The organism is Rhodococcus oxybenzonivorans, from assembly GCF_003130705.1.
In the GTDB taxonomy this organism is placed as follows: Bacteria; Actinomycetota; Actinomycetes; order Mycobacteriales; family Mycobacteriaceae; genus Rhodococcus_F; species Rhodococcus_F oxybenzonivorans.
In genome coordinates, this window is sequence record NZ_CP021354.1 from 3,762,702 (window position 1) to 3,780,518 (window position 17,817).

Genomic DNA, 17,817 nt, shown 5'->3' on the forward strand with positions numbered 1-17,817 from the left:
ATCACACTTCTCGTGGTCGCTTCGCCGCGGCCGCGAGAAGTGGGGCGAGATCTCCACGTTTGTCTACCGTGACTTCGCCCAACTCGAGCCACTCCGCCATCCGGTACAGCTCGGACAGCAGTGGCTCCACCACTCGCTCGGGACGCGCTCCCGCTTCGACGAAGGCCGACCGCACCTCGAGCGCTCCCCTCGCCCGGTCGGCTTTCACATCGACTCGGGCTACCAACTCGCCGTCGAGTAGGAACGGAAAGACGTAGTATCCGTGCACCCGCTTGTGCGCGGGAGTGTAGATCTCGAGGCGATACCGGAAGTCGAACATCCGCTCCGTCCGCGGTCGGAAAAATACAAGCGGATCGAACGGACACAACAACGCAGCGCCCTCTACCCGCCGCGGCGTCCGGACGTCGCGATGCATGTACGCCGGAACGTCCCAGCCTCGCACGGTGACGGTGTGGAGCACACCGTCCTCGACGAGGTCCTCGACTGCGGGCTTGATCTGCGCCGGCGACAGCCGGTAGTAGTCGCGCAGGTCCGACTCCGTCGCTACTCCCAGTGCCCGTGCGGACCGGCCGACGAGTCGCCGAATCGACTCCTCCTCCAAATACTCCTGCGCGAGAATGCTTTCGGGCAGCACTCGGTCGGTGAGATCGTAGTGACGGGTGAACGCGACTCGTTTGTCGACCGCGAGGGCCCCGGCGGCGAACAACTGCTCGCATACGACCTTGGTGTCGCTGCGATCCCACCACGGCCCTTTGCGATCGGGCCGGTCGACCTCGAGGTGCTTCTCCACGTCGCGGGCGCTGCTGGGTCCCGCCGCCCGGATCACGTCGAGCACATCGGCGGCGAGGGTGGGATTGCGGTCGAGTATCCGGGCCTCGCCTGCCCACCTGCCATGCCGGTAGCGGTGCATACGCCACCGGAACAACGGCCAGTCCTCGACCGGGATGAATGCCGCCTCGTGCGCCCAATACTCCGCGAGCATGCGCGGCGTGCGGGCACGGTGCGACCACGCCGCCGAGTCGAGCATTCCCCGGTCGTACACGCCGATTCTGCTGAACAGCGGAACGTAGTGGGCCCGAGCCGCCACCGACACCGAATCGATCTGGAACAACCGGATCCGGTCGAGAACCGAGCGGATATGCCGTCGGGTAGGGATACCCGTCGGCCTGGCATCGGCAAATCCCTGCGCCCACAGTGCCGACTTCCTGGCCGCGGCGGCGGTCATCTCACGCATGACCGCATCCTGTCACCAGGTACCGACAGTATGAGGCAGGATCGCGGATTGAAACGGCCCAGCGGGCGTCAGATGCCCTCGGCGAGAACCACTGCCACCGTCGCACCGAGTTCGTAACAGCGCTCACGTGCGGCCGCGTCGACCGCACCGGTGAGTTCGAGCGCTTCGGCGGCCTGCGTGAGTGCGAGGCCGGTCACGATCTTCTGTACCGACGTGACCGCGCCGGCGGTGTCGTTGTTGCCGTGTACCCACAGACCGTAGGGGCGGCCCGCGACCGCGTCGAGACAGGGGTAGTACACGGTGTCGAAGAAGTGCTTGAGCGCTCCCGACATGTAACCGAAGTTGGCGGACGTCCCGAACAGGAAGCCGTCGGCGGCGAGGACGTCGGGCACGGTGGCGCCGAGCGCGGGTATCGACCGCACCTCGACGCCCTCGATGTCGGGGTCCCGGGCACCCTTCAGCACCGCTTCGAGGCACTCGCGCGTGACCGGCGACGGGGTGTGGTGGACGACGAGGAGTGATGGCACAGTCGTCAGCGTACGACCGGTTCCGGCACTACTGTCCCGCCCCGCTCTCACGTTCGAGACGTTCGAGTTCCACGGCTCGCTTCATCGTCTCCCGGGCGCGGCCGCGGTCGCCGGCGTAGTCGTAGGCGCGGGCGAGCCGGTACGAGCTCCGCCAGTTGTCGGGGTCCGCCTCCCATTCCGCCTTGACCTGCTCGAAGAGGGCGTCGGCAGCGTCGCGGTCTATTCGTCCGGACGGACGCTTCGGCAGATTCGTGACGTCCAGTTCGAGACCCTCGTCGCCGATGCGACGGGCGAGTTGCTGATGTTGCAGGCCGGCCCGGAGTGTCGCGTAGACGATCCACGCACCGAGGAACGGAAGGATGAGAACGCCGATGCCGAGCCCGACCGCGGCGGCCCCGCCGTCCTGGATCAGGGCGATCCCGCGCTGACCGAGCAACACGAAGTAGAACACGAGCGCGGCGACGAGCAATGCGATCGTGACGACCGTCTTGGTCGACTCGTTACTCTTCACAGGTCGAGAAGCGGGTCGATACCCACGGTGAGGCCGGGGCGGGACGCGATCTGCCGCACCCCGAGGAGTACGCCGGGAGCGAAGGAATTGCGGTCGATCGAGTCGTGCCGGATGGTCAGCGTCTCCCCCTGTGTTCCCAGGATGACCTCCTGATGCGCGACGAGCCCGGCGAGCCGGACGGAGTGCACCCGGACACCGTCCACGTCGGCGCCGCGGGCACCGTCGAGTTCGGTGGTGGTGGCGTCCGGACTGGGGCCGAGGCCCGCCTTGCGGCGCGCCTCGGAGATGAGCGCCGCGGTCCGGTAGGCGGTGCCGGACGGTGCGTCCGCCTTGTTGGGGTGATGCAGTTCGATGACCTCGACGGAGTCGAAGAAGCGCGCGGCGGCCTCGGCGAACCGCATCGACAGAACGGCTCCGATTGCAAAGTTGGGAGCGATGAGGACCCCCACCGACGGCTGATCGGCCAGCCACGACCGCACCGTGTCGAGGCGGGTGTCATCGAAGCCCGTGGTCCCCACCACTGCGTGAATGCCATTGGCAACGAGGAAGTTCAGGTTGTCCATCACCACATCGGGGTGCGTGAAGTCGACGACAACCTGGGTTCCGGACTCGGTGAACGACTCCAACCGGTCGCCGTGATCGACCTCCGCCACGAGCTCGAGGTCCGACGCCTGCTCCACCGCCTCGCAGATCGCTCGGCCGACCTTGCCCTTGGCTCCGAGAACTCCGACCCTGATGGGTGCTGCTGCGCTCACTTCTCCACGCTCCGTCCAGTCACATCGATTCGCCCGAAAGCCTACGCAACCACCGGGCGACGGACGAAGTGCAGGGGCCGACCGGGAGATCTTCCTCTCCTCACCCGTAGCTTCCACACCCGTAGCCGGGTGCGATCAATCGAAGACGATGATCTGGCGGATCGCGCGGCCCTCGGCGAGTTGGTCCATGCCGTGGTTGATCTGGTCGAGTGAGATGCGGGACGAAATCAGCTTCTCCACGGGCAGCTTTCCCGAACGCCACAGATCCTCGTAGACGGGGATGTCCCGAGCGGGAACAGCCGATCCGAGGTAGCTGCCGATGATTGTGCGGGCCTCGGCCACCAGGGCCAACGGCGAAATCGACGAGCGCGCCTGTGGGGACGGCAGACCGACGGTGATGGTTTTTCCGCCGGGGGCGGTGGCGGACACGGCCGATTCGAAGGCTCGCGCATTGCCGGCGGCCTCGATCACGATGGGCGCCCGTATGCCGGCCTGGACCAGTTCGGCAGGCGTGTATACCGCCGACGCACCCAGTTCGAGTGCGGCCTGGAGCTTTTCCGGCACCGAGTCGACCCCGATGACCTCGCCCGCACCCCGCGAGACCGCGGTGAGAATCGCTGCCATTCCGACCCCACCGAGGCCGACCACCATGACGGCCTGACCGGGGCGCGGATTGCCGGCATTGAGAACGGCGCCGCCTCCGGTGAGAACAGCGCATCCGAGTACCGCGGCCACATCGGCGGGCACGTCGTCACCGACAGGAACGACAGAACGGCGGTTGACCACCGCATGCGTGGCGAAACCGGACACTCCGAGGTGGTGGTGCACCGACTCGTCGCCCCGATGCAGACGCGAGCCGCCGTCGAGCAGGGTTCCGTCGTTGTTGGCTTTCGTACCCGGCACGCACGGCATCTGGCCGTCGGTCGCGCAGCCCTCGCACTGGCCACAGCGCGGTAGGAACGTCATCACGACCCGTCGTCCGACGCTGAGGTCGTCCACGCCCGCGCCGAGTTGCTCGACACGCCCGGCTGCCTCATGACCGAGCAACATCGGAACCGGCCGGACCCGATTGCCGTCGACGACGGACAAGTCCGAATGGCACAGTCCCGCAGCCTCGATCCGGACCAGAATTTCACCCGGACCCGGCTCGTCCAGTTCGAGTTCGGCGATAGAGATGGGCGCGGACTCCGCGAAGGGTCGTGTTCGGCCGATCTCTTCGAGCACTGCTCCACGAATCTTCATCTCGCACGCCTCCTGTGGTCGGGGGTAGCTCGTTACCGGACGATGCCGCGCACCGACGCGGGCAGGTCACGTTTGCGCCGATACGGCCCTACGACGGCGGCGCCGAAGGGGCGCTGCAACAGCACCCTCGCCACGTCGCGAACCTCGTCGGTGGTAACCGCATCGATCTTCGCCAAGGTTTCGGCGATGCTGCGATGGTTGCCGTAGTTCAGTTCGCTCTTGCCGATGCGGTGCATCCGCGATCCCGAATCCTCCAGGCCGAGGACCAGACCCCCGCGCAGAGACCCCTTCGCGCGGGCAGTTTCGGCGTCTGTGATCCCGTCGGCGGCGACGGTGGACAGCACCTCTCGGATGACCGTGGCGACCTCGCCGAGGTTCTCGGGCTGGCAGCCCGCATAGACCGAGAACGCACCGGTGTCGGCGAACGTATCGACGCCGGAGTACACGGAATACGCGAGCCCACGGATTTCGCGCACCTCTTGGAAGAGACGGGAACTGAGCCCGCCCCCGACGGCGGCATTGAGCACCGACAGTGCCCACCGATGCGACTCGTGCCTGCCGAACGCCCGAACGCCGAGGGAGAGATGGACCTGTTCGCTGTCGCGGTTGGTGAGGCTCAGCGTCGGCGTTGTGCGCAGCCGCAACGCACCGGCGCGGCGAGGCGCGGGCTCGGCCGCTTCCTCGAGATGACCGGCGAACGCCCGGCGCACCATCTCCACCGTGTGCTCGTGGTCGACGTTCCCGGCCGCCGCCACCACCATCCGCGGCGGCGTGTACCGGCGAACGTGGAACGAATGCAGCTGGGTGCGAGTCATCGATTCGATCGACTCGACACTGCCGATCACGGGACGGCCGACGGGGTGGTCGCCGTACAGGGCCGTCAGGAAGGCATCGCCGAGCAAGTCTTCGGGATCGTCGTCACGCATCGCGATTTCCTCGAGGACCACCTGGCGCTCCACGTCGACATCCGAGGAACGGCAGCGGCCTCGAAGCACCACATCGCTTACCAGGTCGACTGCCAGGGGCAGATCCTCATCCAGCACGTGCGCGTAGAAGCAGGTGTGTTCCTTCGAGGTGAAGGCATTGAGTTCGCCTCCCACACCGTCCATCACCTGGGCGATGTCGAGGGCACTGCGTGACGGAGTGGCCTTGAAAAGCAAATGCTCGAGGAAGTGCGCGGCTCCCGCTACCGTGGGTTGCTCATCACGGGATCCCACACCGACCCACACACCGACGGATGCTGATCGCACGCCGGGGACGTATTCGGTGACAACCCGGAGACCGCCGGGAAGCACAGTGCGCTCGACACCGGGATCCGGTTCACGCAGGGTCGACGCTGCAGTGGGGGCCGCGACGCGGCGGCGATCGATCTTGGCCATGTAGTGGTTCAGCGGTCCTCGAAAACTGGGCGACGTCGAACGGCAAACTTTACACGGAGACACCGACCGACCCGTTTCCGCCTCCGGCGGGATCACTCGTCGAAGCTACCTGGGCGTAAACCGGCTCTCGACCCCACATCCGTGGCGGCCAGTACGACGATCCGCTCGGTTCGCTGCCCAGGGAGAATCATTCCCCGCTCTTCCAGCATCCGCGCGCGGCCGGCGAGTGCTGGGCCGAACGGAACTTGTTCCGAGGCCACGACCTCGACCCGCAGCCCCCGCTCCTCGAGCATGGTTCGCGACTTCTCCACACCGTTCAGAACAGACTGGACGAGGAGAAGAGTGCCGCCCGGAGCAAGGAGATCCGGGACCGCGACGCAGAGGCGGTCGAGGACGGCGCGCCCGTCGATTCCCGCATCCCAGGCCAGCCCGAGAACGCGCCCGCGACCGCGACCGCGAACAGAGTCGTCCGACGCCGGCGAGTACGGCGGATTCGCCACCACCACATCGAAGCGCAGCGTCCGCACCGGGTCGACGAGATCGCCCCGGACCACCCGCACGGTCCGGCGATTCAGCTTGGAATTGAGCCAAGTGCTGATCACGGCGCGGCGAGACACGTCGACGGCGGTGACCCATCCCGCGCCACCTTCACAGGCGGCCACACTCAATGCGCCGGTGCCGCAGCATAAATCGAGCACACGCGTTCCCGGCCCGAGCTCTCGTCCGGCAAGTACCTCGGCGAGCAACCAGGTGTCCCGCTGAGGCCGATAAACCCCGGGCAGGCGAAACAACATGACCGGCTCCCTCCCACGCCGTTGATGACCAGAGTGGGAGGGACCCACAGTTACATGCAACTCGACTGGCCGCATTTCATCCGGTGTTCACGTCGGATCCCGTCCGAGCCGGCTGAAGACGTCGCGAATCGGGTATATGACGGGGGTGCCCCGTTCCTATTCCGCCGATTCTCGCGCGCCGGCCGACGCGATATGGTCCCTGCTGTCACGGCCGTCACGGTGGCCAGAGTGGGCTCCGCACATTCGCGGTGCCTGGGCTCTGGGATCTCCGGAGGTGCGGCGCGGGCGCTGCGGGGCAGCACGGGTGCTGTGGTTGATTCCGGTTCCGGTGGTCATCTCCGCCAAGACGCCCGGACGGTCCTGGACCTGGCGGGTGGGTCCCATGGACCTCGAGCACTCCGTCGAACCCCTCGGTTCCGGCTCGCGAATCACGATGACGCTGTCGGCGCCCGGGCCGGTGGAGCCGGTGCTGGCCGCCACCTACGGGCCGATCATCGCCCTTCTCGTTCGGCGACTCGCCCGCGTCGCCGGCGCGGCACCCGCCACCTGACAGTGGTCCCGAATACGCGAGCGGCCCCGCACGAGTAACGTGCGGGGCCGCTCGGCAGGAGCCGAGAGAGACCTACTTCTCGGCTGCCTGCTCTTCGTCCTGCTCGGTGGCCGGCGCAGCGCCGTCCTCCTCGACCGGGATCAGCGAGATCTTGCCGCGGTTGTCGATGTCGGCGATCTCGACCCTCAACTTGGAGCCGACGCTCACGACGTCCTCGACCTTGGCAATGCGCTTGCCGGAGCCCAGCTTCGAGATGTGCACCAGCCCGTCGCGGCCGGGGAGGAGCGACACGAACGCACCGAAGGCGGTGGTCTTGACGACCGTGCCCAGGAAGCGCTCGCCGACCTTCGGCAGCTGCGGGTTGGCGATGGCGTTGATCATGTCGATCGCGGCCTGCGCGGACGGGCCGTCCGTCGCACCGACGAACACGGTGCCGTCATCTTCGATGGAGATGTTGGCGCCGGTCTGCTCGGTGATCGAGTTGATCATCTTGCCCTTGGGGCCGATGACCTCGCCGATCTTGTCGACGGGCACCTTGATGGCCGTCACGCGCGGAGCGAACGGGCTCATTTCGTCCGGAGTGTCGATGGCCTCGGCCATGACGTCGAGGATCGTCGCACGCGCATCCTTGGCCTGCGACAACGCGCCGGCGAGGACCTTCGACGGGATGCCGTCGAGCTTCGTGTCGAGCTGGAGGGCCGTCACGAAGTCCTTGGTGCCCGCGACCTTGAAGTCCATGTCACCGAAAGCGTCTTCGGCACCGAGGATGTCGGTGAGGGCCACGTAGCGGGTCTCCCCGTCGACCTGGTCGGACACCAGACCCATGGCGATACCGGCAACCGGAGCCTTCAGCGGCACACCGGCGTTGAGCAGCGCGAGCGTCGACGCACACACCGAACCCATCGAGGTGGAACCGTTGGAGCTGAGAGCCTCCGACACCTGGCGGATGGCGTAGGGGAACTCCTCGACGCTCGGCAGTACAGGCATGAGTGCCCGCTCGGCCAGCGCACCGTGTCCGATCTCGCGGCGCTTCGGCGAACCGACACGACCGGTCTCTCCGGTGGAGTACGGCGGGAAGTTGTAGTGGTGCATGTACCGCTTGGTGGTCTCGGGACCGAGGCTGTCGACCTGCTGCGCCATCTTCACCATGTCGAGGGTGGTGACGCCCAGGATCTGGGTTTCGCCACGCTCGAACAGCGCGGAACCGTGTGCCCGCGGCACGAGGGCGACCTCGGCGGAGAGCGAACGGATGTCCGTGATGCCACGACCGTCGATGCGGAACTGGTCGCGCAGGATGCGCTGACGTACCAGCTTCTTGGTCAGCGAACGGAACGCTGCGCCGAGTTCCTTCTCGCGTCCCTCGAACTTGGGTGCGACCTGCTCGAGCACCTCGACCTTGACCTCGTCGGTCTTGTCGTCGCGCTCCTGCTTGCCGGCAATGGTGAGTGCGGCACTCAGCTTTTCGGCGGCGGCCTCTTCGACCGCGGCGAACACGTCGTCCTGGTAGGCCGGGAAGACGGGGAACTCGCCGGTGGGCTTCGACGCCTTCGCCGCGAGCTGCTGCTGAGCGGTGCACAGCCGCGCGATGAACGGCTTGGCCGCCTCGAGGCCCTCGGCCACGATCGCCTCGGTCGGTGCCTGAGCGCCGTCCGCGATCAGGGAGATCACGTTGTCGGTGGCCTCCGCCTCGACCATCATGATCGCGACATCGGCGTCGTCACCGGAACCGGAGACGATGCGGCCGGCAACGACCATGTCGAAGACTGCGTTCTCGAGCTGCTCGACCGTCGGGAATGCCACCCACTGGCCGGCCTTGTTCTCAGCCGAGGTGATGAGCGCGACACGCACACCACCGACAGGACCGGAGAACGGCAGGCCGGCGATCTGGGTGGACGCCGACGCCGCGTTGATGGCGACCACGTCGTAGAGGTCCTGCGGGTTGAGGCTCATCACCGTGACGACGACCTGGATCTCGTTACGCAGGCCGTCGACGAACGACGGGCGCAGCGGACGGTCGATCAGGCGGCAGGTGAGGATGGCGTCCGTGGAGGGCCGGCCCTCACGGCGGAAGAACGAGCCGGGAATGCGACCGGCCGCGTACATCCGCTCCTCGACGTCCACCGTCAGGGGGAAGAAGTCGAAGTGCTCTTTGGGGTGCTTGCTGGCGCTGGTGGCCGACAGCAACATGGTCTCGTCGTCGAGATAGGCGACGACGGCGCCGGCGGCCTGCTGAGCGAGGCGGCCGGTCTCGAATCGAATGGTGCGGGTGCCGAAGGACCCGTTGTCGATCACGGCGGTGGATTCGAACACGCCCTCATCGATCTCTACTGCGGAGTTCTCTGTCATCTCTTCTTTTCACTTCCCTCTCGTCTTCGCCGTACCCGCGCGGGCGTTCTCACCCTCCTGGCGAGAACTGCGCACCTGAGGGACATCCCCCTCTCGAGATCTCGGGATGTCGCTGTGCGGAGGCGGCCGTCGATCGAAGTCCCCCGGACCGTGTCCGGACGACCACTACCGAAGACCGACACCACATTCTCGGGTGCATACGGTAGTGCTGCCCTACGGCAGCGAACGCCGATAGCCAGCGAAGCCCAGTCTAAGCAAGGCCACGCCGGCTACCGGAGTGATTGGCGATCGAATGATCGCCGTGCCACGAAACTCAGCGACGCAGGCCGAGACGCTCGATCAGCGAGCGGTAACGCTCGATGTCGACCTTCTGGACATACTTGAGCAGACGACGACGGCGTCCGACCAGCAGCAACAGGCCGCGGCGGGAGTGGTGGTCGTGCTTGTGCGTCTTGAGGTGTTCGGTGAGATCGACGATGCGCTTGGTGAGCATGGCCACCTGCGCCTCCGGCGAACCGGTGTCGGTCTCGTGCAGGCCGTACTCGCCCAGAACCTGCTTTTTCTGTTCGGTGGTCAATGCCACTGTTTTCACTCCTGGTAATGACGTTCGCGTGAAAGGATCGATATTCGACGCGGCCACCGCGAACCGCAGCGCACGCCAGCGGACTACTTTACCAGCTGAAATGCGGCTCGATTACGTTGCGCCGCCCGAGGCGGACAGGATTTCGCGCGACCGCTCCGCGTCGCGCCCCATCGCGACGATCAAATCGTCGACGGAGTCGAATTTTTCCATCCCGCGCAACCGCTCGACCAGGTCGACGGCGACGTGCTGGCCGTAGAGGTCGGCCTCACGATCGAGAACGAAGGCCTCCACCGTGCGGGTGCGGCCCGAGAACGTGGGGTTGGTGCCGATCGACACGGCCGCCATGTAGCGCTCCCCCGAGGTGACCGTACCCAGATCGACGCCGTGCCCGAGCACGGTGAACCAGGCCGCGTAGACCCCGTCCGCGGGGATGGCTGCGTACATCGGAGGCGCGACATTGGCCGTCGGATAACCGAGCTGACGCCCGCGACCGTCCCCGTGGACGACTACCCCCTCTACCCGGTGGGGCCTGCCCAGGGCCTCCGTCGCGGCGGCCATGTCACCGGCATCCACGCACGAACGGATGTAGGTGGAGGAGAAGGTGACGGCGTGCTCGGCGAGCAGCGTGACGCCGTCGACCGCGAACCCGAACCGGTCGCCGATCTGACGCAGCAGGTCGACGTTGCCGGCGGCCTTCTTGCCGAAGGTGAAGTTCTCACCGACGACGACCTCGGCCACGTGCAGACGCTCCACGAGAATTTCGTGGGCATACCGCTCCGGCGTCAGCTTCATGAATTCGGCGGTGAACGGCATGACGCAGAACACGTCGATCCCGAGGTCTTCCGCGAGTTCGGCGCGGCGGGCCAGCGTCGTCAACTGGGCGGGATGACTGCCCGGGCGAACCACTTCCATGGGATGTGGGTCGAAAGTCATGAGCACGCTGGGTATTCCACGCTTGCGTGCAGCCGATACCGCCCGGCTGATCAGTTGGGCGTGACCTCGGTGCACGCCATCGAATACGCCGATCGTGAGTACACAACGACCCCAGTCGGCAGGAACCTCGTCGAGACCACGCCATCTCAGCACGACTGGCAGCCTACGGTGCGGCGCGCCGATGTTCATCTCCGGACCGGCCGGTCCTCCGGGATCGTGTAGGCGGACGTGCCGTCACCTCGCCGTTCTTCCCCCGCGAGTCCCCCTTCGAGGTGTGTCGATGTGTCTGTCCGGTAAGACTTGCCTAAGCTCGGGGCGTGGCCGGAAACAAAAATGACCAGATCGCGACCGAGGACACGGCATCGGAGACCGGCTCCTTGTCGGCTGTGGCGCAGGACTACCTCAAGGTCATCTGGACGACCGGGGAGTGGTCGCAGGAGCGGGTGTCCACCAAGTTGTTGTCCGAGAAGATCGGCGTGTCGGCGTCCACCGTGTCGGAGGCCATCAGGAAGCTGTCCGATCAGGGGCTGGTCGATCACGCCCGCTACGGTTCCATCGCACTCACCGAGGCGGGCAGGGTGGCCGCCATCGGAATGGTCCGCCGCCACCGGCTCATCGAAACGTATCTGGTGCGCGAACTGGGGTACGGCTGGGACGAAGTCCACGACGAAGCGGAAATACTCGAGCACGCCGTGTCCGACCTCATGATCAACCGGATGGACGCCAAGCTGGGACACCCGGAGCGGGATCCCCACGGTGACCCCATCCCCTCGGTCGACGGTTCGGTTCCGACACCCCCGGCCCGCCAGCTGAGTCACTTCGCGAACGGCGAAAGCGGCCGGATCGCGCGGATCTCCGACTCGGACCCGGCCATGCTGCGCTATTTCGATTCGGTTGGAGTAGCACTGGATGTCGAAGTGACAGTGCTCGAGCGACGCGACTACGCGGGGACGGTGTCGGTGCGGCTCGACGCCGGTCCGGACTCCGTCGAACTGGGCAACCCGGCGGCCCAGGCCATCTGGCTGGTGTGAGCTATCTCAGCGTCGCCGGACGAACGACCATCACCGAACTGGCACGCTTGCCGCGCTCCTGCAGCAGTGCGATGGTGGAGCCGCCCGGGTCGATGGCGGCGTACACACCCTTGATTCCGATCGGCTCGAGCCACCGGCCCTGACTGATCGACTCGGCCTCCGCAGCATCGACGAGTCGATGCGGGAACGCGGTCTGCGCTGCCGCGTCGATGTCGAGGCTGACCGCCGGCTCCTCGGCCAACTGTTCGAGGGTGCGGGCATGGTCCAGTGTGAAGGGCCCGACTCGCGTTCGCCGCAACCTTGTCAGATGACCGCCCACCCCGAGCGCGGCGCCGAGATCGCGGGCGAGAGAACGAATGTAGGTGCCGGACGAACATTCCACCTCGACATCCAGATCGACGAACGTGCCCTCGTCGCGTCGCGCGACCACGTCGAAGCGGGACACCGTCACCGAGCGCGCCGCCAGTTCCACTTCCTCGCCCGCACGAATCCGGGCATGGGCGCGTTGCCCGTCGACCTTGATGGCACTGACGCTCGCAGGAACTTGCGAAATCTCGCCCGTGAGGAGCGCCACGTGCGCGGCGATCTCCTCGTCTCGCACAGCAGAAGCATCGGCCGACGCCAGAGTCTCGCCCTCGGCGTCGTCGGTGGCGGTCGACTGCCCCAACCGAATAGTCGCGGTGTACGCCTTCGTGGTCAACGCCAGAAGCCCGAGCATCTTCGTGGCCCGCTCCACGCCGAGGACGAGGACGCCCGTCGCCATGGGATCCAAAGTGCCCGCATGCCCGACCTTCCGGGTACCGAGGAGCTTGCGGCACCGCGCAACGACATCGTGGCTGGTGATCCCGGCGTCTTTGTCGACGATGAGCAGACCGGCACCGACGAGACCGGACGAAGGCTTTTCACGCGCAGGCACGTGTTCCGATTCTGCCAGCCCGGCAATCGGCACTCTCACTGCACCGCAATTGTCGTGATGATGAGGCCGTCCGACACCATCCAGCGTCCGTCGAACGACGCCAGCGGCGGCCCGTCGAGGGTCTCCCCCGAGATGAGCAGATTTGAATGAAAGGTGCCCGTGCCGCCGTCCGCGGCCTCGAAGGTGATGTGTGCGTCCTCGAAACCCAGCCATCTCCCGGTGAGCGGGAACCATGCCTTGTACGTCGCCTCCTTGGCACAGAACAGCAGCCGGTCCCAGTGCACCGAGTCGTCCGTCCCCGACAGCCACTTCCGTTCCACTTCGAGGCTCACCGCGTCGAGCACACCCTCGGGCAGAGCCTCGTGCGGCTCGGCGTCGATTCCGACGGACCGCACCTGCATCGCGTACCCGAGCACAGCGCCGCGGTAGCCGTCACAGTGCGTCAGACTTCCGACGACGCCGCGAGGCCACACCGGCGCGCCTTTCTCTCCCCGGAGAATCGGGGCAGGGTCCACACCCAGCTTCGCCATGGCCAGTCGCGCGCAATGCCGGGCGCTCGTGAATTCGCGGCGACGTTTCTCCACCGCCCGCCCGATCAGCGCCTCCTCCTGCGGATGCGGACGCAAACCCGGCGGGTCTTCGAAGAGTTCGGCAGACGCCACACCAGAGGGCAGGATCCTCTCGATCACAAAGTCCCCCTCGCCCGCATCTTCTCCACTTCCGCCTCCTGCTCGGGAGTCACCTTGAAATGACCGCCCCACTTGTTGAGCGTCCCCGGCGGATACTCCGGCACCGGCATGATCTGGCGGAGCAGTTTCTCCGGAAGGCCACGCCGCTGCCACTCCCTCGGATAGCCGAGAGAGACCTCTTCGAACCGCACGCCGTCGTAGTAGGTGGTACGCGGAATGTGCAAGTGCCCGTACACCGCACAGACAGCGTTGTACCGGGTATGCCAGTCCGCCGTCATCTCGGTGCCGCACCACAACGAGAATTCCGGGTACCACAGCACCTGGGTCGGCTCACGCACGAGGGGAAAGTGGTTGATCAGCACTGTCCGGGTGCCGGCGGGCAGCGCATCGAGGCGCTCCTTCGTCGTCTCCACGCGGTGACGGCACCACGCATCCCGGGTGCCGTACGGCTCGCTCGACAACAGGAACTCGTCTGTCGCCACCACGTTCTTCTCCCGCGCGATCGCGAGGCCCTCCTCCTTGTTGGCCGCTCCGGCGGGCAGAAACGTGTAGTCGTAGAGAAGGAACATCGGAACCAGCGTGACCGGGCCGTCCTCTGCCTCCCACACCGGGAACGGATCCTCGGGAGTGATGACGTCGATCTCGCGGCACATCGTGACCAGGTAGTCGTAGCGCGCGACACCGTGCATCTGGACCGGATCCTTGGCCGTCGTCCACAGCTCGTGATTGCCGGGCACCCAGATGACCTTGGCGAATCTGCTCCGAAGCAGCTTCAGGGCCCAGCGAATGTCGTCAGTCTTCTCGGAGACGTCACCCGCGACGATCAGCCAGTCCTCCGGGGAATCCGGGTAGATCTCCTCGGTGATCGGGCGATTTCCCCGGTGTCCGACATGGGTGTCGCTCACGGCCATCAACTTGGCTGCCACGTCCACTCCCCTTCCCGATCGTGTTTCCTTGTCGATCGCTCGTTGCACCGGTTCGCGTTTCACTCGGCGTCAGGACTCGGGGCGCCGGACCTGAAGGTCGGCACCGGTCACCGCCCAGCGGCCGGTGCCGACGCGCCAGACAACCGCGAGCATCCGAAGCACTATGAACACGGTCAACCCCGTCCAGATTCCCACCAGACCCCAGTCGCGGAGCATCGACAGCCAGATCAAGGGCAGAAAGCCGACCAACGCACAGGCCAGGGTGGCATTCCGGAGAAACACGACATCTCCCGCCCCGAGAAGCACGCCGTCGAGAGCGAAGACCACTCCGGCCACGGGAATGATGGCAACGAAGAACCACCACACCACCGCCATGTCGTCCAGCACCGCAGTATCGGAGGTGAACAGGCGGGGTACGACACTGTGACCGAGCGCGAACATGAGCGCCAACGCCGACGCGAAGAGCGTGGACCACCGCGTGATACGCCACGACAGGCGGGTGGCCCCGCGGGCGTGCCCCGCGCCCAATGCGGCACCCACCAAGGCCTGTGCGGCGATCGCGAGGGAATCCAGGGTGAGTGCGACCAGATTCCACAACTGCAGGACCACCTGATGTGCGGCGACAGCTGCGGCCCCGAACCGTGATGCGACTGCGGCTGCCGAGAGGAAACACGCCTGGAACGCCAGACTCCGGAGGATCAGGTCCCGGCCGAGGATCATCTGAGCCCGCATCACGCCCCACTGCGGACGCAGCGGCACTCGTTCGAATACCAGCGCACCGACGAAGAGACTGGCCGACACCGCCTGGCCGATCACATTCGCCACGGCCGAACCCTCGAGTCCGAGGCGCGGGATACCCCACAGTCCGTGTACGAGCAGCGGACACGCGATCGCCGACACGACGAGGCCCGCGATCACGAACCGTAAGGGCCGCACGGTGTTCTGCATGCCGCGCATCCAGCCATTGCCGGCCATCGCGATCAGGATCAACGGGGCGCCGAACACGGCGATGCGCAACCAACTCGCCGCCGCGTGCGCGATGTCGGAGCCACCGGCGATCGCCGAAGTCACGGGACCGGCCAGCAGTTGAACGAGCGCGACCACCGTCACGCCGATGATGAGCGCCAGCCACGTCGCCTGCACCCCCTCGCGGACGGCACCACGCTCGTCGCCGGCACCGTGCATCCGCGAAGCGCGGGCCGTGGTCCCGTAAGACAGAAACGTCAGCTGGGTGCTGACCTGCGCCAGGATCAGTCCGCCGACCGCAAGACCCGCGAGTGCCAGCGCACCGAGCCGTCCGACGACAGCGATGTCGAACAGCAGATAGATCGGTTCCGCGGCAAGCACCCCCAGTGCCGGGAGCGCAAGACCGAACACCGTGCGGGCAGCTACATCGCCCGAAACCTTCGTCCCAGCCGTTACATCGCCCGTGCTCTCCGAGACTTCCGCCAACTGACCCGAACCTCAGCCGAGCGAATCGACGAGTGACGCCACGATCTCGTCGACGGAGGTGACTGCGGTGTACCCGGCCGCGAACCGGTGGCCGCCGCCGCCGAGGTATCCGGCGACGAGCGAGACGTCCACGTCGGACTTGGAGCGCAGTGAGACCGACCAGGTGCCGTCTGCGGCCTCTTTCAGGACCGCGGCGACCTCGGCCTCCGAGGTGGTGCGGACGATATCGATGACGCTTTCGATTTCTTCGGAGCGCAGACCCCGCACATCGGCCTGTCGGATGACGGCATAGACCAGACCACGGCCGCCTGCGGCGCCGGGAACGAATGTGGCTGATCCCAGCACTGTGGACAGCATCGGCAGCCAGCCGAAGGGATGGGTGTCGAGCAGTCGCCTGGCGATCCGGGCACCGTCTATACCGGTCGCGAGTAGCCGCTCGGCGAGGGTGTGGGTGCCGGGCTGGACCCAGCGGAACGAACCGGTGTCGGTCACGAGGCCGGCGTAGAGGCAGTGCGCGAGGTCGGCGTCGATCTCCACGCCCCACAGGTCGAACATCTGAGCCAGGACTGCAGTGGTCGATTCCGCCGACTCGTCCACGAGGTTCATCCGTCCGAACCGGGTGTTGGACCGATGGTGGTCGATGACGAGCGTCTCCGCCGCATCATGGAGGCGGCCCGCGAGCGTGCCGAGCCGCCCTGCGCTGCCGCAGTCGACGGTGACCAGCAGATCGACGTTTCGATGCACCTGATCCGCCGGCACCAGCAGGTGGGTGCCGGGCAGTTCGCGCATCGACTCGGGCAGTTCGTCCGGAGCAGCGAACGCCACCTGCACCGGGATACCTTTGCGCTCGAGTACCAACCCGAGCGCAAGGCCGCTGCCGATGGTGTCGGCATCGGGCTGAACGTGACACAGAACCGTCACCGACGTCGCGTTCTCGAGGACGGCGACCGCCTGCGGCAGATACACCTCTTGGCGGTCGAGATCAGACAGGGACGTCTCCTGAGTGTGGGTCATGTCGTCGGCGTCAGTCCGCCTGGCGGGAACCGGACGGCTCGTCGACATCCACGTCGTCCGAGTCCTCGGTTCGCGGCTCCTTGTACGGGTCCGGGTCTCCGGCCGGGGACGCCGCGGCAGCGACACGGGCGACCTCGTCGTCCGCGGCACGAGCGCGGGCGAGGAGTTCTTCCATATGACGGGCGGTGTCCGGCACGGTGTCCGCGACGAACGTGAGCGTCGGCGTGAATCTCACGCCGGTGCCGGCACCGACCTTGGAGCGCAGAACACCCTTGGCCTTCTCCAGGCCTGCGGCCGCAGCAGCGAGATCAGGTTCCGACTCGAGGTCGGCGCCCATCACGGTGTAGTACACGGTCGCGTCGTGGAGGTCGGCCGTCACCTTGGTGTCGGTGATGGTCACGAACGCCAGGCGGGGGTCCTTGATTTCGTGATCGATTGCCGTCGCAACAATGGTGCCGATGCGCTTGGCGAGCTTGCGTGCCCGGGCGGGATCCACCATGACAATCAGACTCCTCTCCCTGGCCGCTCGATAAGTTGTGGTCCTACTTTTGCTCTGTCTTTCTCATTCTGCACGCCGGGGCGTCGTGACGACCCGCCGGGCAGGGCATACCGAGTCAGTCCTCGGGCCCGAAAATTCTCCGCCGCACGGCGAGTAGTTGCAGCTCCGGCAGATCTGCAACATGCCGCTCGCAGGTGTCGAGCACTTCGTGTACGTGATCGACGGCCGAGCTCGCCATGGTGACGCCCAGCATCGACCGGCGGTACCGATCTTGTTCGCCGGTTTCCGCGGCGGACACACCGTAGCGACGCAGCTCCGCGAGAACCGGTTTGACCATTGCACGCTTCTCTTTCAGAGATCGCACGTCACCGAGCAAGATGTCGAGCTCGAGCGCACCGACGTACAACTTTCCTCCTTCGGGGAGACGTGCGCTTCT

General features: G+C 66.4%; 19 protein-coding genes. 2 read left to right on the forward strand and 17 right to left on the reverse strand.

Going from position 1 to position 17,817, the window contains the following annotated elements; all coding sequences use genetic code 11:
- Position 1: 1 nt before the first annotated feature.
- The 7 genes from CBI38_RS17690 to CBI38_RS17720 all read right to left on the reverse strand — a co-directional run bounded on the left by CBI38_RS17690 (position 2) and on the right by CBI38_RS17720 (position 6,442).
- Entirely contained in the window at positions 2 to 1,234 is a 1,233-nt protein-coding gene (locus CBI38_RS17690) for a winged helix-turn-helix domain-containing protein (protein ID WP_109330799.1), read from the reverse strand.
- A 68-nt stretch (positions 1,235 to 1,302) separates the two neighbouring features.
- Complete coding sequence (locus CBI38_RS17695; RefSeq protein WP_109330801.1) at positions 1,303 to 1,761, reverse strand: flavodoxin family protein; 459 nt, start codon at positions 1,759 to 1,761, stop codon at positions 1,303 to 1,305.
- A gap of 28 nt (positions 1,762 to 1,789) precedes the next feature.
- A complete protein-coding gene (locus CBI38_RS17700) occupies positions 1,790 to 2,272 on the reverse strand; it encodes a hypothetical protein (RefSeq protein ID WP_109330802.1) in 483 nt (160 codons plus the stop codon).
- Entirely contained in the window at positions 2,269 to 3,027 is a 759-nt protein-coding gene (dapB, locus tag CBI38_RS17705) for a 4-hydroxy-tetrahydrodipicolinate reductase (protein WP_109330804.1), read from the reverse strand. Before dapB ends, CBI38_RS17700 begins: the two co-directional genes overlap by 4 nt.
- Positions 3,028 to 3,162: 135 nt before the next feature.
- Positions 3,163 to 4,269: an alcohol dehydrogenase catalytic domain-containing protein gene (locus CBI38_RS17710; protein ID WP_109330806.1), complete on the reverse strand. Its 1,107-nt coding sequence runs from the start codon at positions 4,267 to 4,269 to the stop codon at positions 3,163 to 3,165.
- 32 nt (positions 4,270 to 4,301) lie between these two features.
- Positions 4,302 to 5,648 carry a M16 family metallopeptidase gene (locus CBI38_RS17715; RefSeq protein ID WP_109330808.1) on the reverse strand — a complete coding sequence of 449 codons (1,347 nt, stop codon included), beginning with the start codon at positions 5,646 to 5,648 and terminating at the stop codon, positions 4,302 to 4,304.
- Positions 5,649 to 5,740: 92 nt separating this feature from the next.
- Positions 5,741 to 6,442, reverse strand: coding sequence for a HemK2/MTQ2 family protein methyltransferase (locus CBI38_RS17720; protein WP_109330810.1), 702 nt, complete (start codon positions 6,440 to 6,442; stop codon positions 5,741 to 5,743).
- A gap of 136 nt (positions 6,443 to 6,578) precedes the next feature.
- On the opposite strand from CBI38_RS17720, the gene CBI38_RS17725 reads away from it, so the two are divergent.
- The gene (locus tag CBI38_RS17725) at positions 6,579 to 6,992 is read left to right on the forward strand and encodes an SRPBCC family protein (RefSeq protein ID WP_230989877.1); all 414 of its coding nucleotides are present in this window, start codon (positions 6,579 to 6,581) and stop codon (positions 6,990 to 6,992) included.
- A 72-nt stretch (positions 6,993 to 7,064) separates the two neighbouring features.
- Here the strand turns inward: CBI38_RS17725 and CBI38_RS17730 are convergent, their stop codons facing one another.
- The 3 genes from CBI38_RS17730 to CBI38_RS17745 all read right to left on the reverse strand — a co-directional run bounded on the left by CBI38_RS17730 (position 7,065) and on the right by CBI38_RS17745 (position 11,007).
- Positions 7,065 to 9,338 (reverse strand): polyribonucleotide nucleotidyltransferase, encoded by a 2,274-nt coding sequence (locus CBI38_RS17730; protein ID WP_109330812.1) that lies wholly within the window; start codon positions 9,336 to 9,338, stop codon positions 7,065 to 7,067.
- Between the two features lie 313 nt (positions 9,339 to 9,651).
- A complete protein-coding gene (gene rpsO, locus CBI38_RS17740) occupies positions 9,652 to 9,921 on the reverse strand; it encodes a 30S ribosomal protein S15 (RefSeq protein WP_109330815.1) in 270 nt (89 codons plus the stop codon).
- A 111-nt stretch (positions 9,922 to 10,032) separates the two neighbouring features.
- On the reverse strand, positions 10,033 to 11,007 hold the full coding sequence (locus CBI38_RS17745; protein WP_204164766.1) for a bifunctional riboflavin kinase/FAD synthetase: 975 nt from the start codon (positions 11,005 to 11,007) through the stop codon (positions 10,033 to 10,035).
- 164 nt (positions 11,008 to 11,171) lie between these two features.
- Here CBI38_RS17745 and CBI38_RS17750 point away from each other — a divergent pair, with 164 nt between their 5' ends.
- Complete coding sequence (locus CBI38_RS17750) at positions 11,172 to 11,885, forward strand: metal-dependent transcriptional regulator (RefSeq protein ID WP_109330819.1); 714 nt, start codon at positions 11,172 to 11,174, stop codon at positions 11,883 to 11,885.
- A 1-nt stretch (position 11,886) separates the two neighbouring features.
- Here CBI38_RS17750 and truB read toward each other — a convergent pair whose 3' ends face one another.
- The 7 genes from truB to CBI38_RS17785 form a co-directional block, all read right to left on the reverse strand.
- Positions 11,887 to 12,801, reverse strand: a complete 915-nt coding sequence (gene truB, locus CBI38_RS17755; protein ID WP_109335169.1) for a tRNA pseudouridine(55) synthase TruB — start codon at positions 12,799 to 12,801, stop codon at positions 11,887 to 11,889.
- A 35-nt stretch (positions 12,802 to 12,836) separates the two neighbouring features.
- A complete protein-coding gene (npt, locus tag CBI38_RS17760; protein ID WP_109330821.1) occupies positions 12,837 to 13,490 on the reverse strand; it encodes a 4'-phosphopantetheinyl transferase Npt in 654 nt (217 codons plus the stop codon).
- Positions 13,487 to 14,416 (reverse strand): metallophosphoesterase family protein, encoded by a 930-nt coding sequence (locus CBI38_RS17765; protein ID WP_109335170.1) that lies wholly within the window; start codon positions 14,414 to 14,416, stop codon positions 13,487 to 13,489. Before CBI38_RS17765 ends, npt begins: the two co-directional genes overlap by 4 nt.
- A gap of 69 nt (positions 14,417 to 14,485) precedes the next feature.
- Positions 14,486 to 15,868 carry an MATE family efflux transporter gene (locus CBI38_RS17770; RefSeq protein ID WP_418328266.1) on the reverse strand — a complete coding sequence of 461 codons (1,383 nt, stop codon included), beginning with the start codon at positions 15,866 to 15,868 and terminating at the stop codon, positions 14,486 to 14,488.
- Between the two features lie 12 nt (positions 15,869 to 15,880).
- Positions 15,881 to 16,882: a DHH family phosphoesterase gene (locus tag CBI38_RS17775; protein WP_109335171.1), complete on the reverse strand. Its 1,002-nt coding sequence runs from the start codon at positions 16,880 to 16,882 to the stop codon at positions 15,881 to 15,883.
- A gap of 10 nt (positions 16,883 to 16,892) precedes the next feature.
- Positions 16,893 to 17,381, reverse strand: coding sequence for a 30S ribosome-binding factor RbfA (rbfA, locus tag CBI38_RS17780; protein ID WP_109330825.1), 489 nt, complete (start codon positions 17,379 to 17,381; stop codon positions 16,893 to 16,895).
- Between the two features lie 115 nt (positions 17,382 to 17,496).
- On the reverse strand, positions 17,497 to 17,787 hold the full coding sequence (locus tag CBI38_RS17785; protein ID WP_109330827.1) for a DUF503 domain-containing protein: 291 nt from the start codon (positions 17,785 to 17,787) through the stop codon (positions 17,497 to 17,499).
- Positions 17,788 to 17,817 lie beyond the last annotated feature (30 nt).

Excerpts from the sequence above, each read along its gene's own strand:
- CBI38_RS17720 (WP_109330810.1), bottom strand. The coding sequence starts at position 6,442 with ATGTTGTTTCGCCTGCCCGGGGTTTATCGGCCTCAGCGGGACACCTGG.
- CBI38_RS17730 (WP_109330812.1), bottom strand. The coding sequence starts at position 9,338 with ATGACAGAGAACTCCGCAGTAGAGATCGATGAGGGCGTGTTCGAATCC.
- CBI38_RS17715 (WP_109330808.1), bottom strand. The coding sequence starts at position 5,648 with ATGGCCAAGATCGATCGCCGCCGCGTCGCGGCCCCCACTGCAGCGTCG.
- CBI38_RS17690 (WP_109330799.1), bottom strand. The coding sequence starts at position 1,234 with ATGCGTGAGATGACCGCCGCCGCGGCCAGGAAGTCGGCACTGTGGGCG.
- CBI38_RS17775 (WP_109335171.1), bottom strand. The coding sequence starts at position 16,882 with ATGACCCACACTCAGGAGACGTCCCTGTCTGATCTCGACCGCCAAGAG.
- rbfA (WP_109330825.1), bottom strand. The coding sequence starts at position 17,381 with ATGGTGGATCCCGCCCGGGCACGCAAGCTCGCCAAGCGCATCGGCACC.
- CBI38_RS17710 (WP_109330806.1), bottom strand. The coding sequence starts at position 4,269 with ATGAAGATTCGTGGAGCAGTGCTCGAAGAGATCGGCCGAACACGACCC.
- CBI38_RS17725 (WP_230989877.1), top strand. The coding sequence starts at position 6,579 with ATGACGGGGGTGCCCCGTTCCTATTCCGCCGATTCTCGCGCGCCGGCC.